Here is a 14,186-nt window from a genome sequence, read left to right on the forward strand (position 1 = left end):
GGGCGCTTGACTTATCGATAGTCGTTGTTATCGTTTGTCGTGAAACATTGAGAAAGGAGAGCGGGATGACGATGACGACGGACGGCAGGACGCTGTCGCGAGCCGATGGGGTCGCGCTGGGCGTGATCGCGACGGGTGCCGCGTCGGTGGGGATCGCCGGGCTGACGGCGATCGTGCTCGCGGCGATCGGGGCCGCCGCGCGGACGGCCACGGTGACCGGTCTCACCCTGCTCGACGCGCCCATGCCGACGCCGGCCGGGGCGGAGTCCGCGCAGTACGAGACGGCGTCGGTGACGCTTTCCGACGCGCCGGCGGTCATCCGCTGGATGCTCTTCCTCGAGGGCTCGCTGCCTGCCCTGGCGACGATCGGCACCTGCGTGATCGCCGCGTGGCTCGGCGTCGCGCTCATCCGCGAGCGCCCCTTTGCGCGGCGCGCGGACGCGGCGATCGTCACCGTGGCGTGCCTCGTGATGGTGGGCGGGATCGGCGGGCAGCTGGCCGGCGCGATCGGGCGGGCCGAGACGACGGCGCTCCTCGAGCGCGCCGACCCGGCGATCGAGGGCGTCTTCCCCCTCTTCCTCATGAACCTCGACCTCGCCCCGATCGGCTGGGGCTTCACCCTCGCGCTCGTCGGCGCCGTCTTCGGCATCGGCCGCCGCCTGCAGCGCGACACCGAGGGGCTCGTGTGAGTCCCGCCGCGGACGAGGAGGCCAGCGGGATCCACTGCCGCCTCGACGAGCTGCTCGCCGAGCGCGGCATGACCCTCACGGCGCTGAGCGAGCAGGTCGGCGTGAGCATCGTGAACCTGTCTGTGCTGAAGAACGACCGCGCCCGCGCGATCCGGTACTCCACCCTCTCGGCCATCTGCCGCGCGCTCGACTGCGAGGTGGGGGACCTGCTCGTCCGCGTCGACTGAGCCGCGGGATCCATCCGGGCGGCTGAGCCGCGGATCAGTCGGGGCGGAGCGCGCCGCGGGTGTCGAGGGCGAGCTCCTCGGCGTCCATCGCGACGAACAGGTCGCGCATGACCTCCTCGCTGAGGTTGCCCGCGCGGCATTCGTCCAGCAGCACCTGGCGGCGCACCGCGAGCCAGCCCTTCGACAGGCCGACGAGCGCCTCGCGCGGCACCCGGTTCCACCGCTCCTGGGCCTTCTCGAGATCGCGATCGGTGCGGTCGGTGTCGCGCTCCACGCGCACCATCGCGCGCGCGACGCCCTTGAACACGTCGGCGCTCTCCTCGCCGTGCTCCGCGATCCACCGCTGCTGCTGCTCGCGCAGGTACTCCAGCCCCGCCTCGTTCGACAGCCGGCGCATGCGGGCGATCTCGGCCTCGTCGGAGCGGCGCTCGTCGTCGGCCGAGACGCCGAGGGCGCGAATCAGCGGCGTGAGCGTGAGGCCCTGCAGCAGCAGGGTGCCCACGGTGACCACGAACGCCACCGCCACGAGCACCTCGATGTGACCGGTGGGCATGGCGTGCTCCGTGAGATCTGGCAGCGCCGCCGCCATCGCGAGCGTGACGACGCCGCGCATGCCCGCCCACGAGATCACCACCCGCTCGCGGCGCGACAGCGGCGGCTCGAACACGCGGCGCCGGATCGCCTCCTTCGTGGGCGTCGCGGGGCCGAGGCGCGCACGGTGCCGCTCCTTCTTGCGCCGCACGGCGCGGGCGCGGCGGCTGTGCGGATCGGCGCGATAGGCCTCGGCGGCGTGCTTGAAGCGCATGAGGCGCAGCCGCTGCAGCGCCTGGCCCCACGCATATGAGGCGAAGACGAACACCGGGCGCACGGCGATGACGACGAGCAGCACGGCGACCGAGATCAGGATCGTGCGCGTGCCGTCGGTGCTCGACAGCTCCGCGATCACGGTGGGCAGCTGGAGTCCGACGTACGCGAACACGAAGCTCTCGAGCAGGAAGTCCATGGCGTGCCACAGCGGCCGGTCCTGCTGCCGCGTCGTGTAGGCGGTGCGGGGCGCGTGGTAGCCGACGTAGAAGCCCATGGCCACGACCGCGAGCACGCCCGAGCCGTGCAGGTGCTCCGCGATCGCGTAGGCGCCGAACGGCATCAGCAGGCCGAACGTGGCCGTGACGGTCGTGTCGTCGAACCGCATGCGCAGCTGATGGAGGACGACCCCGAAGGCCAGGCCGATCCCCACGCCCAGGACGACCGCGAGGGCGAACTCCCACACCCCCTGCCACACCGTGACGGTGGCGCCGGCGACGACCGCGGCGAAGACCCGCACGAGCGTGAGCGAGGTGGCGTCGTTGATGAGGCTCTCGCCGCTCATCACGTTCATGACGCGCCGCGGCAGGCCGAGCCTGCGCCCGATCGCGGCGGCCGAGACGGCGTCGGGAGGACCGACGATCGCGCCGAGCAGCAGTGCGCCGGCCAGGCCGAGCTCGGGCATGATGAGCCACGCGACGACACCGACCGCGACGGCCGTGACGAGCACGAGCCCGACCCCGAGCCGGCGGATGTGCGGCAGCGAGTACCGGAAGCTGAGGAACGACGACTCGAGCGCCGCCGAATAGAGCAGCGGGGGCAGCGTGAGGTTCAGCAGCAGGTGGCCGTCGATCGCGATCTCGGGCACGAAGGGCAGCAGCGAGACGACGAGGGCCACGGCCGTGACGAGCAGCGGGGCCGGCCAGCCCCGCCACCGCGCGAACGCCGCCACCGCGACCGATCCGACCAGCACGTAGAACAGCTCCACACCCATGGATCGACCCTATTCCCACCGCCGCCGCGCCCGCGGTCCTCCCTGCACAACGAAGGAGAGCCGCGGCCGAGCAGGGTCGGAATGGTCGGATCCGCGCCCGATGCGCTGCGATCTCCTTCGTTGTGCAGCGGGGAATGCCGGCGGGGCCGGCGCGGTTGGACGACATGATGAGCGAGAACGCGAACCCGGCCCTGTCCGTCCTCGACCTGGTGCCAGTGCGCACCGGGCAGACCAGCGCGCAGGCGGTGACCGCCTCGATGGCCATGGCGCGACGCGCCGACCAGCTGGGCTACCGGCGCTACTGGTTCGCGGAGCATCACAACATGCCGGCCGTCGCCTCCACCGCCCCGCCGGTGCTGATCGCCGCCGCGGCGGGCGTGACCGAGCGGATCCGCGTGGGATCGGGCGGCGTCATGCTGCCGAACCACTCCCCCCTCATCGTGGCCGAGCAGTTCGCCGCGCTCTCCGCGCTCGCGCCCGGCCGGATCGATCTGGGCATCGGGCGCGCGCCCGGCAGCGACCCCGTGATCACGCAGCTGCTGCGCCGCTCGGGCACGACGAGCGACGTCGAGCGCTTCCCCGAGCACGTGACCGACATCGTCTCGCTCGTGAGCCCCGAGGGCGCCACCGTGCGCTTCGTCTCGGGCGGTGAGTACCAGGTGCACGCCACCCCCGCCGCCACCGATGTGCCCGAGGTGTGGCTGCTCGGATCGAGCGACTACTCCGCGCAGCTGGCCGCCCAGCTCGGCCTGCCGTACGTCTTCGCCAACCACTTCGCCGGCGACGGCCTCGAGCGCGCCATGGCGCTCTACCGCAGCGGATTCCAGGCGAGCGAGGCCCGGCCCGCGCCGAAGTCGTTCCTCACCACCAACGTCGTGGTCGCCCCGACCGCGGAGGAGGCGCGGGAGCGCGCCCTGCCGCAGGCGCGCCAGTTCGCGCGGATGCGCACGAACAAGCCGATGCGCCCCATGGAGACGGTGGACGAGGCGCTCGCCGAGAAGCCCGACGCCCTGGAGCAGTCGCTCATCGAGCAGACGATGAGCCGCTGGATCATCGGCACGCCCGACGACGCCGCCGCGCAGCTGCGCGCGTTCGCCGCGACGCACGAGGTCGACGAGATCATGGTCTCGGCGGTCGCGGGCTCGTACGCGAGCGAGCCGCTCGACGCCCCCGAGGGCCGCGTGCAGACGCTCGAGCTGCTCGCCGCCGCGCTCGGCTGACGCGCGAGGGGCGGATCCTCAGTCGGCGGGCTCGCCCGAGAGGAGGCCGCGCAGCCAGTCGCGCGAGTCGGCGAAGGCCTCGTCGGCGTAGCGATCCGGATACTGCACGATCTTGCGGTCCGCCCGGGGGTACGAGCCGAGGAAGATCACCTTCGGGCTGAACCGCTTGAGCCCCATGAGCGCGTCGGCCATGCGCTCGTCGCGGATGTGGCCGTCGGCGTCGATGACGAAGCGGTACCGGCCCATCCGGTCGCCGATGGGGCGGGACTGGATGAGGCTGAGGTTGATGCCGCGCGTGGCGAACTGCTCGAGCATCTCGAGCAGCGCGCCCGGCTGCTCGGCGGGCAGCTCGGCCACGAGCGAGGTCTTGTCGGCGCCGGTCGGCTCGGGCGGCGCGACCGTGCGGGTCACGAGCACGAAGCGCGTGACGGCGTGCTCGTTGTCGCCGATGTTCTCCGCCAGCACGTCGAGGTCGTAGCGCCCGACCACGCCAGGCGCGGCGATGGCCGCCTGCGCGGGGAGGGATCCGTCCAGCACGCCGATCGCGCTGGCCACGTTGCTGCCGGCGACGACGGATCGGTGGCCCGGCACGTGCGCGCCCAGCCACTCGAGGCACTGCGCGTAGGCCACGGGATGCGCGGCGATGTCGGTCACATCCGTCAGGCGGGTGCCGCGCGGCGCGACGAGCACGAAGGTGACGGGCACGAGGTACTCGCCCACGATCCGCAGGCCCGGGGTGTCGGCGAGGGCGTCCTGCGCGCTCGAGACGCCGCCCTCCACGGTGTTCTCGATGGCGATCATCGCGGCGTCGCTGGCGCCGGAGGCGACGTCGCCGAGCGCCTCGCCCACGTTGTGCACGGGCTTCCACACCTGCCCGCGCGCCTCGGGCACCTGCTCGAGGGCGGTCTCCGTGAAGGTGCCGGCGGGGCCGAGATAGCTGTAGACGCGACGCTCACCGGGCTCGATCGACATGGACGCCAGCGTATCCCGGCCTCCGGATGCCGCGTGCGCACACGACTGTGGCTTCGTTCGCTTGGTGGCGGGGTTTTTGCAGCGCTCCGTGGCGGTCTTGTTGCCGCGATCACGCAGGACTGGCTGCAGGTAGGTGTCGCGGTCTGAACCGAGAGGGGTGCGCCCGGTCGGGGCCGTTTGGATCGCTGCCGCTACGTCAGAGTCCGAAGGCTCCGCCGCTGACGAGGATCACGATGCCGAGGCCGATGAGAACGATGGGGAAGAGGATGTGCTCCCAGCGTTCGAGCACTTCGGCGATCGGGGGGCGGGTGGCGACGAACTTTGCCAGGGCCACCAGGACCGCGACGAGCGCGAGGAAGACGATGCAGTAGGCGACTACTGCGAGAGGTTCCACGCTGAGGAAGACAGGGGTGTAGACGCCGATGTTGTCGCCGCCGTTGGCAAGGGTGACGCCTGCGACTGTCCACACGCCGACCTTCTTGCCGGCAACCTTGGCCTCGTCGTCATCGTCGTCATCGTCTCCGCGCCAGGCCTGCCATGCGGCCCAGAGGCCGAGGCCCAGAGGGATGAGACCGAAGTACGGGATGGCTGCCGAGGGCAGGAATGCTCCGGCACCGATGGTCACCAGGACCGCGGCACCGAGGATGCCGGCGAATCCGAGGTACTGGCCGGCCAGAATGCGGGCGGTAGTGCCGCGCTGGCCTGCCCCTCGCGCGAAGAAGAGGGAGAGCACGATGATGTCGTCGATGTTGGTCGCTGCGAACAGGCCCATCGCCTGCAAGACCGAGGTGAGGATCATGCGCCCTCCCCAGCTGCGTCGCATCCGGGAAGCGAGCAGGCGGGATCGATGCACGGGGCGTCTTCGTCCACTGCCAGGGTGGCATCGACCAGTGCCGTCAGCGCCTGCGCCAGGTGCGAATCGGCGATCTCATATCGTGTCCGACGACCCTCGGGCTCGGAGACGACGATCCCGCAATCGCGCAGGCATGCCAGGTGGTTGGACACGTTCGGGCGTGTCAGGTCCAGATCTCGGGCCAGTTCCGCCGGGTAAGCGGGATGGTCGAGCAGGGTCAAGATGATCCGGGATCGAGTGGGGTCGGCCAGTGCACGACCCAGGCGGTTCATCACGTCGAGACGCGAAGCAATAGTCAGCATGGACTGAACTATACAGCGCGCACTGAACACTCGGTCACAGGCGTCAGCCCAGATCGCATGCCCCGGCGACCGCCGGACAGGGAAACCGATAGGAACGAAACCCAGGCCGGTTCAGTTCGTCCTCGAGCGACACTGGCGATCCCTCGGCAAGACCCTCGACCCCGACGACTTCACCGACGCCCAAGCCATCGCAGCCATCGCACGGATCACCCGCGGCAACTTCCGGCTCCTCGAACGCCTCTTCCCCCAGATCCAGCGGGTCCTGAAGATCAACGAACTCGACACCATCACCAACGACGTCATCGAAGCCGCACAGAGCACCCTGGTCATCGGTGTCACCTGACCCCGCCACGAAGCGACCGAAGAACCCCGCCATTCAGCAGACGAAGTCACAGCACACGACGATCCACACCGGATGCATAACCGTCGGGTAACGACGCCTGGCAGACTGGAGGAATGACGAGCCGTGCAGGACAGCCCGCGGAGCCCTCCGATCTCGCAGACATCGACGAGCTCATAGGCGCGTACTACGACGTGGCGCCCGACCCGGCCGTGCCGGGCCAGCGCGTCGCCTTCGGCACGAGCGGACACCGCGGCTCGAGCCTGAGTGCGAGCTTCAACGAGCAGCACATCCTCGCCACGACCCAGGCGATCGTCGACTACCGCAACCGCGAGGGCATCGCCGGGCCGCTGTTCCTCGGCCGCGACACGCACGCCCTCTCGCTGCCGGCGGAGCGCAGCGCCATCGAGGTGCTCGTCGCCAACGGCGTGGACCTGCGGATCGATGCCCGCGACTCGTGGGTGCCCACCCCGGCGCTCAGCCACGCGATCCTCACGCACAACCGCGGCCGCGATGCCGCCGATCCTGCCCGCGCCGACGGCATCGTCGTGACGCCCAGCCACAACCCGCCCACCGACGGCGGGTTCAAGTACAACCCGCCACACGGCGGCCCGGCCGACGCCGACGCGACGGAGTGGATCGCCGCGCGCGCGAACGAGCTGATCGAGGGCGGTCTCGAGGGCGTGCGCCGCGTGCGCTTCGCCGACCTCGACGCCGATGCGCTGCCCGGCTACGACTTCCGCGACGCCTACGTGCGCGACCTCGCCACGATCATCGACATGGACGCGATCCGCTCCTCCGGCGTGCGGATCGGCGCCGACCCGCTCGGCGGCGCGTCGGTGGAGTACTGGCAGCTCATCGCCGAGGTCTACGGCCTCGAGCTGACGGTGGTGAACCCGGACGTCGACCCGACGTGGCGGTTCATGACGCTCGACTGGGACGAGAAGATCCGGATGGATCCCTCCTCCCCCAGCGCCATGGCCTCGCTCGTCGCGCGCCGCGACGAGTTCGACCTCATCACGGGCAACGACGCCGACGCCGACCGGCACGGCATCGTCACGCCCGACGCCGGGCTGATGAACCCGAACCACTACCTGGCCGTCGCGATCGACTACCTCTACGCGCATCGCCCGCAGTGGCGGGGGGATGCGGCGATCGGCAAGACGCTCGTCTCGTCGATGATGATCGACCGCGTCGCCGAGTCGCTCGGGCGGCGGCTCGTCGAGGTGCCCGTCGGCTTCAAGTGGTTCGTTCCCGGGCTTCTGGACGGATCCGTCGCGTTCGGCGGCGAGGAGTCGGCGGGCGCGTCGTTCCTGCGCCGCGACGGATCGGTGTGGACGACCGACAAGGACGGCATCCTGCTGTGCCTGCTGGCCGCCGAGATCCTCGCCGTCACCGGCAAGACGCCGTCGCAGCGCTACGCCGAGCTGGAGGCGCGGTTCGGCGCGTCGTCGTACGCGCGGGTCGACGCCCCCGCCACGCGGGAGCAGAAGGCGGCGCTCAAGGCGCTCTCCCCCGAGTCGGTCGCGGCCACCGAGCTGGCGGGCGAGCCGATCACGGCGAAGCTCTCGCACGCCCCCGGCAACGGCGCGGCGATCGGCGGGCTCAAGGTGCAGACCGAGCACGCGTGGTTCGCCGCGCGCCCGTCGGGCACCGAGGACGTCTACAAGCTCTACGCCGAGTCGCTGCGCGGCCCCGAGCACCTCGCGCAGGTGCAGGAGGAGGCCCGCGCCGTGATCGACGCCGCCTTCAAGGGCTGAGCGCCGCCCTTCCCGCCGAGCCCGCGCCGGTTCCGCCAGCCCGCGCCCGATCCGGGGCGGGTTCGCGGATCGAGCGCGGGTTCGCCGCTGACGGCGCCCGGCCCCGTCAGCGGCGGGGCTTGCGGCGGGCCCAGCGGGCGGGGAGGTCGGGGCCGTCCCAGACCTGCACGATGCCCCACGCCACCGCGGCGAGCGGCACGGCGAGGACCGCGCCGAGGATGCCCGACAGCACGGTGCCGATCGTCAGTGCGACCAGCACGACGAGGCTGTGCAGCTTCAGCGCGCGACCCATGAGCACCGGCTGCAGGAAGTTGCCCTCGAGCTGGTTGACGACCACGACGATGATCACGATGATCACGGCCGTCCAGAGCCCGCCGTCCACCAGGCCGACGAGCGCGGCGAGGATGCCGGCCGCCGTCGCGCCGACGATCGGCACGAACGCGAGCAGGAACACGACCAGCGTCAGCGGCAGCGCCAGCGGCACCTGCAGGATGAACAGGCCGGTGCCGATGCCGATCGCGTCGACCGCCGCGACCGCCGCGGTGCCGCGCACGTACGCGCCGAGCGTGTCGATCGTCTTGTTGCCGACGCGACGCATGCGCCCGTACCACTCGCCCTCGAAGGGGCGCAGCAGGAAGGCCCAGATCTCCGGGCCGTCCTTGAGGAAGAAGAACAGCACGACCACCATGAGCACGAAGCCGGTGACGAAGTTCGCCACGACGCCGAAGCCGGCGACGGCGCCGCTGCCCACGCTCGAGCCGAACTGGGCGCTCGTGACGAACTCCTGCACGGCCGCGATCCACTCGTCGATCTGATCCTGCGAGGGCGCGAACGGCAGGGTGTTGACCCACTCGATCACCTGCTGCACGCCCTGCTGGGCGCTGGCGTAGAGGTCGGCGGCCTGGTTGCTCACCTGCGCGACGATCGCCCAGCCCAGCCCGCCGATCACGAGCACGATGGTCAGCAGCAGCAGCACGGTGGCGAGCACCGACGGCATGCGCGCGCGCATGCGCCGCATGAGCGGCTCGAACGCGGCCGCGAAGATCAGGGCGAGGATGAGCGGGATCACGACGAGCGTGAGCGACTGCAGGCCCCACACGAGGCCCGCGCCGAGGATGACGACCGTGATGATCTGGATGGCGCGGGTGGCGAAGAGCCCGAGCCCGTCCGACCAGGCGGCGCGCGCGCGGCTCGGCGGCTGCGGCGGCACGACGGCCGGGGCGGGCGGGGCGGAGCGCTTCCTGAACACCATGCGCCCCATCCTGCCCCGTCCCGCGCGTCCTGTCGCAACCCCTTGCGGATCGTCGGCGCGCCGCACCTCTCCGCCTCTCACCGGGGGGATGAGCGCGGTGACCGAGCATGCCCGGAGAGCAAACGGGGAGTCGACACGCGAAGCACGCGCCGTCCAGACCCGGTTCACGATCCGTTCATTCTCATGTTCCCCTTATCTAAGAATCCGCGGCCACGTTGAGGACCCATGAGCCTTCTCCTGGATCCCCCCTCGAACTCCGCCACCGACGACGGCTCCGGCACGCCGACGCCCGAGCGCCGCCCGCTGCTCACCCTGCTCATGAGCGGCCGCACCCACGGCAAGCGCAGCGCCGTGACGTGCCTCTACAAGTGCGACAACGCGTGCTTCCACCCCGCGCCGAACACGAGCGAGAACGGCTACTTCCGCGACATCGCCGACGCCGTGCTGAGCCGCCGCGCGGCCCTCGCCGGCGGCGCCGCCGCCGCGGCGGCGGTGGTCATCGGCGCGAACCTGCTCACCGGCGGCCAGCCCGCCTCGGCCGCCAAGGTCGGCAGCGGCGGCGGCGCGGCGTTCGGCTTCACGCCCATCGCGCCCGTGCCGTACACGGTCGACGCGTTCACGGTGCCGGAGGGCTTCCGCTGGGACCCGATCATCCGCTGGGGCGACCCGCTCTTCGACGCCGCCGACGCCTTCGACCCGCACGCGCAGACGGCGCAGAAGCAGGCCAGGCAGTTCGGCTACAACTGCGACTACCTCGACATCATCGCCCACCCGAACGGCAAGAGCGCCGTGCTCGTGGCGAACAACGAGTACACGAACGCGCCGATCATGTTCCCGCCGGCCGCGAGCGAGGAGGAGCGCCTCGAGCAGCTCCGGGTGACCATGGCCGCCCACGGCATGTCGGTCGTCGAGCTGCAGCGCAAGCACAAGGGCACGCCGTGGTCGTACATCGTGGGGGCGCCGCGCAACCGCCGCATCACGGCGAGCACGCCGTTCGCCGTCGACGGGCCGGCCGCCGGATCCGACCTGCTCAAGACGAAGGACGACCCGGCCGGCCGCACGATCCTCGGCACCTTCGGCAACTGCGCCGGCGGCACCACCCCGTGGGGCACCGTGCTCTCGGGCGAGGAGAACTTCAACGGCTACTTCCGCGCCGACAACGAGGGCGACTCCGTGGCCGCGGCCGGCGCCCGCCGGTACGGCATCACGCCCAGCGCGTCGAGCTACGGCTGGGAGGCCGTGGACGCGCGCTTCGACGCCCGCCAGCCCGGCTACGAGAACGAGCCGCACCGCTTCGGCTGGATCGTCGAGATCGACCCGGAGGACCCGAGCGCGGCGCCGGTGAAGCACACCGCCATGGGCCGCATGAAGCACGAGGGCGCGAACGTCACGATCTCGAGCTCCGGCCACGCCGTGGCGTACATGGGCGACGACGAGCGCTTCGACTACCTCTACAAGTTCGTCTCGCGCGAGAGGTTCCGTCCCGGCAAGAGCGCCAAGGCGCGGGCGCACAACAAGACGCTGCTCTCGAGCGGCAGCCTGTACGTCGCGCGCTTCACGGGCGACTCGCCCGTCGAGGAGATCACGGGAACGGGCGCGCTGCCGTCCGACGGCCAGTTCGACGGCGCCGGCGAGTGGCTGCCGCTCGTGATCGACGACGAGAGCGTCGTGCCCGGCATGACGACCGACGAGGTGCTCGTCTTCACGCGCCTCGCGGCCGACGCCGTGGGTGCCACGAAGATGGACCGCTGCGAGGACGTCGAGCCGAGCCCGCGCAGCGGCCGGGTGTACGTGGCCTGCACGAACAACACCAACCGCGGCACCGGATCGAACGAGGGCGCCACCGAGGTGAACCCGCGCAACGTCAACCGCGACGGGCACGTGGTCGAGATCACCGAGGCGGGCGAGGACGCGACGGCGACGACGTTCGGCTGGAGCATCCTCATCCTCGCCGGCGACCCGGCCACCAACGCGCTGACGTACTTCGCCGGCTTCCCGGCCGACAAGGTCTCGCCGATCTCGTGCCCCGACAACCTCGCGTTCGACTCCGAGGGCAACCTCTGGATCTCGACCGACGGGCAGCCGGGCACGATCGGCTACAACGACGGCCTGTTCCGCGTGCCGCTCGAGGGCGCCGAGCGCGGCAACGTGCAGCAGTTCCTGGCGGTGCCGCGCGACGCCGAGACGTGCGGCCCCGTGATCCACGACGGCGACCAGAGCGTCTTCGTCGCCGTGCAGCACCCGGGCGAGGAGGGATCGTGGGAGGCGCAGAACTCCTACTTCCCCGACTACGTGCCCGCCGGCACCCTCGCGGGCGGCAAGTGGGGCGGCCCCCGCCCCTCGGTCGTGCAGGTGACGCGCGCCTGACGCGCGCTCGACGATGATGGCCCGGGCTCACCGCCCGGGCCATCATCGTGTCACATGTTCGCCCAGGCGATGAGGCCGGCGACGGCGAGCACGGCGGGGAGGCCGCAGAAGACGAGCGGCGCGATGCGCGCCTTGCGCTCCTCGTCGGCGTCGGCCCAGGCGGTCCCGGTGAGGACCACCTCGGGCCGGGTGAACGACAGCACGGGCAGAACGACGAACAGCACGACGACGACGTAGGCGCCCAGGCCGCCCAGCATGAGCAGGAGCGGGTTGAGCACGAGCGCCTGAACCCAGGTGCTGGCCCCGCCCTCGACCCACAGCGAGCCCGCGCCCTCCGCCACGGCGTACACGCCGGGGAACAGCATCGCAACGACGGTGAGCACCCAGACCGCGAGCACGACGACGGCACCACCGAGCAGCGGCACGACGAGCAGGCGCACGAGCGTGATCTCGGTCCTCTCCTGCCGCAGCACCAGTGCGGGCAGGATGACGACGACGATGAAGATCGCCGGCGCGAACGCGAAGACGAAGAACCCGACGTTGCCGAGCGGCTCCGGCTCCAGCGAGAGCGCGAATCCGCCCATGCCCACCAGGACGCCGAGCACGAGCGCCACGAGGTTCGGGATCGTGCCGAACGTGCGCGCCACGAGCGTCTCGGGCTGGCTCGTCGGATCGTCCGCCGACCACCCCTGGCCCCAGTCGTCTCCCGCCTCGCGTGCGCCGTCGGACATCACCGGCCACCTCCCGCATCCGACACTAGATGCCATCGGTCTCCGCATCGTGCACCCGCGCGTTGCGACCTGCTCCCGAGTCGGGCGCCGCCGCCGCCCCCGCGGCCGCCTCGCCCTCCACCGGCGCCGCCGCCTCGCCGGCCTCGCCCTCCGTCGGCGCGCTGGCCTCGTACTGCTTCGAGAGCAGGCGGTACTGCGGGGTGAGGAAGGCGAGGAGCGCGAGCACCGTGCACACCAGCCCCGCGATCACGAAGATCAGCGCGATGCCGCGCGATTCGCCGGTGCCCAGCAGCCACATCCACTGCCGCTGCCCCTCGCCGGTGCGCATGTAGGGGATGACGAACAGCTCGGCGATCGGAGCGATGAGCAGCGCCGTGATCGGCGCCGAGGCGGCCTCGAAGGTCATGGCGAACCCGAACACGCGGCCCTGCTTCTCGTAGGGCACGACGCGCTGGATCACCGTCTGCTCGGCCGCTTCCACGGCGGGGACGAGCGCCATGTAGAGCCAGATGCCGACGATGAAGAGCCAGCCCCACTCGCGGATGCCGAACAGGGCCCCGATCACGCCGATGAGCACCGCGACGACGAGCATGGTGCGGATCGGCTTCCTGCCGAGCCCGCGCGAGGCGATGAGCGCGCCGCCCGCGATGAAGCCGGTCGAGGCGACGGCGAACCAGATGCCCCAGCCCTGCACGCCGAACAGGTCGATGCCGTACGGGTCCATGAGCGCCATGTAGACGCCGCCGACGAGGTTGTTGAGAGTCGTGAACAGCACGAGGGCGAACAGGCCGGGCGCCGCGATCACCGCCAGCCATCCGCCGCGGATGTCGACCCACTTCACCTGCTGCTCGGTGCGGACCACCCGGCGCTCCGGGATCTGCAGGGCGAGCAGGTGGATCATCGTCAGCGCGAGCGCCGAGACGCCGATCACGAGCGTCCACCCCATGCCGAGGAAGCCGACGGAGAGCCCGCTGAAGACGCTCGTCACGAGCATCGCGAGGCCCTGCACCGTCCCCACGAGGCCGTTCGCGTTGGCGTGGCGCTCGTCGGGCACGAGCAGCGTCACGGTGGTCGACAGCGCGATGTTGCGCAGCTGCTCGACGACCGCGCCGGCGAGCATGACGACCGCGAAGATCCAGAACGCCGGCCCCGTGAGATCCGTGATGGCGCCCTCGCCGACGACGAAGAAGAACGCGGAGTCGAGCACGAACACGATCAGGGCGATGAGCGTGGCCCACACCATGACGGGCTTCTTGCGGAAGCGGTCGACGAGCGTGCCGAAGAACATGCTGAACAGCGAGACGAACAGCATGTACGCGCCGCCGATCACGCCGGTCGCGATGACGTTGCGCGTCTCGGCGTAGATCCAGAACGTCAGCGCGAACCACAGGAAGCTCGTCGTGACGTTCGCCACGGCCGTGTTGACGAGCACGTGGAGGAAGCGCCGGAAGCCGTCGGCGGGGACGACGACGGCCTGACCGGTGGGGTCGTGCGAGACGGGCGGCGCGACCGCGCCGTCGCCGGGGTGCGTGGGCGGGCGCGACGCGTCGCCCGAGGGCGTGGAGGTCTCCATGGGGCCCAGGGTAGGCGGCGCCTCGGACATCCGATACGTCTCAGGACGACGAACCGGCCGCGCTCAGCGGACGCCGCCGCGGAGAGGGTCGCTCCTCTGCGC

The 14,186-nt window shown here is 71.2% G+C and carries 12 protein-coding genes and 1 pseudogene; 6 read left to right on the forward strand and 7 right to left on the reverse strand.

Features of this window, described 5'->3' with window-relative positions; genetic code table 11:
- Nucleotides 1-65: 65 nt before the first annotated feature.
- Nucleotides 66-689, forward strand: coding sequence for a hypothetical protein (locus tag ACWDR7_RS05280; protein ID WP_449853879.1), 624 nt, complete (start codon nucleotides 66-68; stop codon nucleotides 687-689).
- Nucleotides 686-916, forward strand: a complete 231-nt coding sequence (locus ACWDR7_RS05285) for a helix-turn-helix domain-containing protein (RefSeq protein WP_449853880.1) — start codon at nucleotides 686-688, stop codon at nucleotides 914-916. The genes ACWDR7_RS05280 and ACWDR7_RS05285 overlap by 4 nt, the downstream gene beginning before the upstream one ends.
- A 34-nt stretch (nucleotides 917-950) precedes the next feature.
- On the opposite strand, the gene ACWDR7_RS05290 is transcribed toward ACWDR7_RS05285, so the two are convergent.
- Entirely contained in the window at nucleotides 951-2,714 is a 1,764-nt protein-coding gene (locus tag ACWDR7_RS05290) for a cation:proton antiporter (RefSeq protein ID WP_449853881.1), read from the reverse strand.
- Nucleotides 2,715-2,881: 167 nt separating this feature from the next.
- Between ACWDR7_RS05290 and ACWDR7_RS05295 the strand changes: the two genes are divergently transcribed.
- Entirely contained in the window at nucleotides 2,882-3,934 is a 1,053-nt protein-coding gene (locus tag ACWDR7_RS05295; protein WP_449853882.1) for an LLM class flavin-dependent oxidoreductase, read from the forward strand.
- 18 nt (nucleotides 3,935-3,952) lie between these two features.
- Here ACWDR7_RS05295 and pheA read toward each other — a convergent pair whose 3' ends face one another.
- The 3 genes from pheA to cmtR all read right to left on the reverse strand — a co-directional run bounded on the left by pheA (nucleotide 3,953) and on the right by cmtR (nucleotide 6,061).
- The gene (gene pheA, locus ACWDR7_RS05300; protein WP_449853883.1) at nucleotides 3,953-4,906 is read right to left on the reverse strand and encodes a prephenate dehydratase; all 954 of its coding nucleotides are present in this window, start codon (nucleotides 4,904-4,906) and stop codon (nucleotides 3,953-3,955) included.
- A 196-nt stretch (nucleotides 4,907-5,102) separates the two neighbouring features.
- Nucleotides 5,103-5,705, reverse strand: a complete 603-nt coding sequence (locus ACWDR7_RS05305) for a cadmium resistance transporter (RefSeq protein WP_016997609.1) — start codon at nucleotides 5,703-5,705, stop codon at nucleotides 5,103-5,105.
- Entirely contained in the window at nucleotides 5,702-6,061 is a 360-nt protein-coding gene (cmtR, locus tag ACWDR7_RS05310; protein ID WP_006590980.1) for a Cd(II)/Pb(II)-sensing metalloregulatory transcriptional regulator CmtR, read from the reverse strand. Before cmtR ends, ACWDR7_RS05305 begins: the two co-directional genes overlap by 4 nt.
- Nucleotides 6,062-6,176: 115 nt before the next feature.
- Between cmtR and ACWDR7_RS05315 the strand changes: the two are divergent.
- Together ACWDR7_RS05315 and pgm are read left to right on the forward strand one after the other, a co-directional pair.
- Nucleotides 6,177-6,404, forward strand: a pseudogene (locus ACWDR7_RS05315) (AAA family ATPase); the annotation flags it as partial.
- Between the two features lie 113 nt (nucleotides 6,405-6,517).
- Complete coding sequence (gene pgm, locus ACWDR7_RS05320; protein WP_449853884.1) at nucleotides 6,518-8,161, forward strand: phosphoglucomutase (alpha-D-glucose-1,6-bisphosphate-dependent); 1,644 nt, start codon at nucleotides 6,518-6,520, stop codon at nucleotides 8,159-8,161.
- A 106-nt stretch (nucleotides 8,162-8,267) separates the two neighbouring features.
- Here pgm and ACWDR7_RS05325 read toward each other — a convergent pair whose 3' ends face one another.
- Nucleotides 8,268-9,413, reverse strand: coding sequence for an AI-2E family transporter (locus ACWDR7_RS05325; RefSeq protein ID WP_449853885.1), 1,146 nt, complete (start codon nucleotides 9,411-9,413; stop codon nucleotides 8,268-8,270).
- A 225-nt stretch (nucleotides 9,414-9,638) separates the two neighbouring features.
- Between ACWDR7_RS05325 and ACWDR7_RS05330 the strand changes: the two genes are divergently transcribed.
- Nucleotides 9,639-11,780 carry a PhoX family protein gene (locus ACWDR7_RS05330; protein ID WP_449853886.1) on the forward strand — a complete coding sequence of 714 codons (2,142 nt, stop codon included), beginning with the start codon at nucleotides 9,639-9,641 and terminating at the stop codon, nucleotides 11,778-11,780.
- A 50-nt stretch (nucleotides 11,781-11,830) separates the two neighbouring features.
- Here ACWDR7_RS05330 and ACWDR7_RS05335 read toward each other — a convergent pair whose 3' ends face one another.
- Both ACWDR7_RS05335 and ACWDR7_RS05340 read right to left on the reverse strand, forming a co-directional pair.
- Nucleotides 11,831-12,511, reverse strand: a complete 681-nt coding sequence (locus ACWDR7_RS05335) for a hypothetical protein (protein WP_449853887.1) — start codon at nucleotides 12,509-12,511, stop codon at nucleotides 11,831-11,833.
- A 25-nt stretch (nucleotides 12,512-12,536) separates the two neighbouring features.
- The gene (locus ACWDR7_RS05340; protein ID WP_449853888.1) at nucleotides 12,537-14,084 is read right to left on the reverse strand and encodes an MFS transporter; all 1,548 of its coding nucleotides are present in this window, start codon (nucleotides 14,082-14,084) and stop codon (nucleotides 12,537-12,539) included.
- Nucleotides 14,085-14,186 lie beyond the last annotated feature (102 nt).

The sequence above is a fragment of the Microbacterium sp. NPDC003461 genome, from assembly GCF_053588335.1.

Excerpts from the sequence above, each read along its gene's own strand:
- ACWDR7_RS05280 (WP_449853879.1), top strand. The coding sequence starts at position 66 with ATGACGATGACGACGGACGGCAGGACGCTGTCGCGAGCCGATGGGGTC.
- ACWDR7_RS05290 (WP_449853881.1), bottom strand. The coding sequence starts at position 2,714 with ATGGGTGTGGAGCTGTTCTACGTGCTGGTCGGATCGGTCGCGGTGGCG.
- ACWDR7_RS05295 (WP_449853882.1), top strand. The coding sequence starts at position 2,882 with ATGAGCGAGAACGCGAACCCGGCCCTGTCCGTCCTCGACCTGGTGCCA.
- pheA (WP_449853883.1), bottom strand. The coding sequence starts at position 4,906 with ATGTCGATCGAGCCCGGTGAGCGTCGCGTCTACAGCTATCTCGGCCCC.
- ACWDR7_RS05305 (WP_016997609.1), bottom strand. The coding sequence starts at position 5,705 with ATGATCCTCACCTCGGTCTTGCAGGCGATGGGCCTGTTCGCAGCGACC.
- cmtR (WP_006590980.1), bottom strand. The coding sequence starts at position 6,061 with ATGCTGACTATTGCTTCGCGTCTCGACGTGATGAACCGCCTGGGTCGT.
- pgm (WP_449853884.1), top strand. The coding sequence starts at position 6,518 with ATGACGAGCCGTGCAGGACAGCCCGCGGAGCCCTCCGATCTCGCAGAC.
- ACWDR7_RS05325 (WP_449853885.1), bottom strand. The coding sequence starts at position 9,413 with ATGGTGTTCAGGAAGCGCTCCGCCCCGCCCGCCCCGGCCGTCGTGCCG.
- ACWDR7_RS05330 (WP_449853886.1), top strand. The coding sequence starts at position 9,639 with ATGAGCCTTCTCCTGGATCCCCCCTCGAACTCCGCCACCGACGACGGC.
- ACWDR7_RS05335 (WP_449853887.1), bottom strand. The coding sequence starts at position 12,511 with ATGTCCGACGGCGCACGCGAGGCGGGAGACGACTGGGGCCAGGGGTGG.
- ACWDR7_RS05340 (WP_449853888.1), bottom strand. The coding sequence starts at position 14,084 with ATGGAGACCTCCACGCCCTCGGGCGACGCGTCGCGCCCGCCCACGCAC.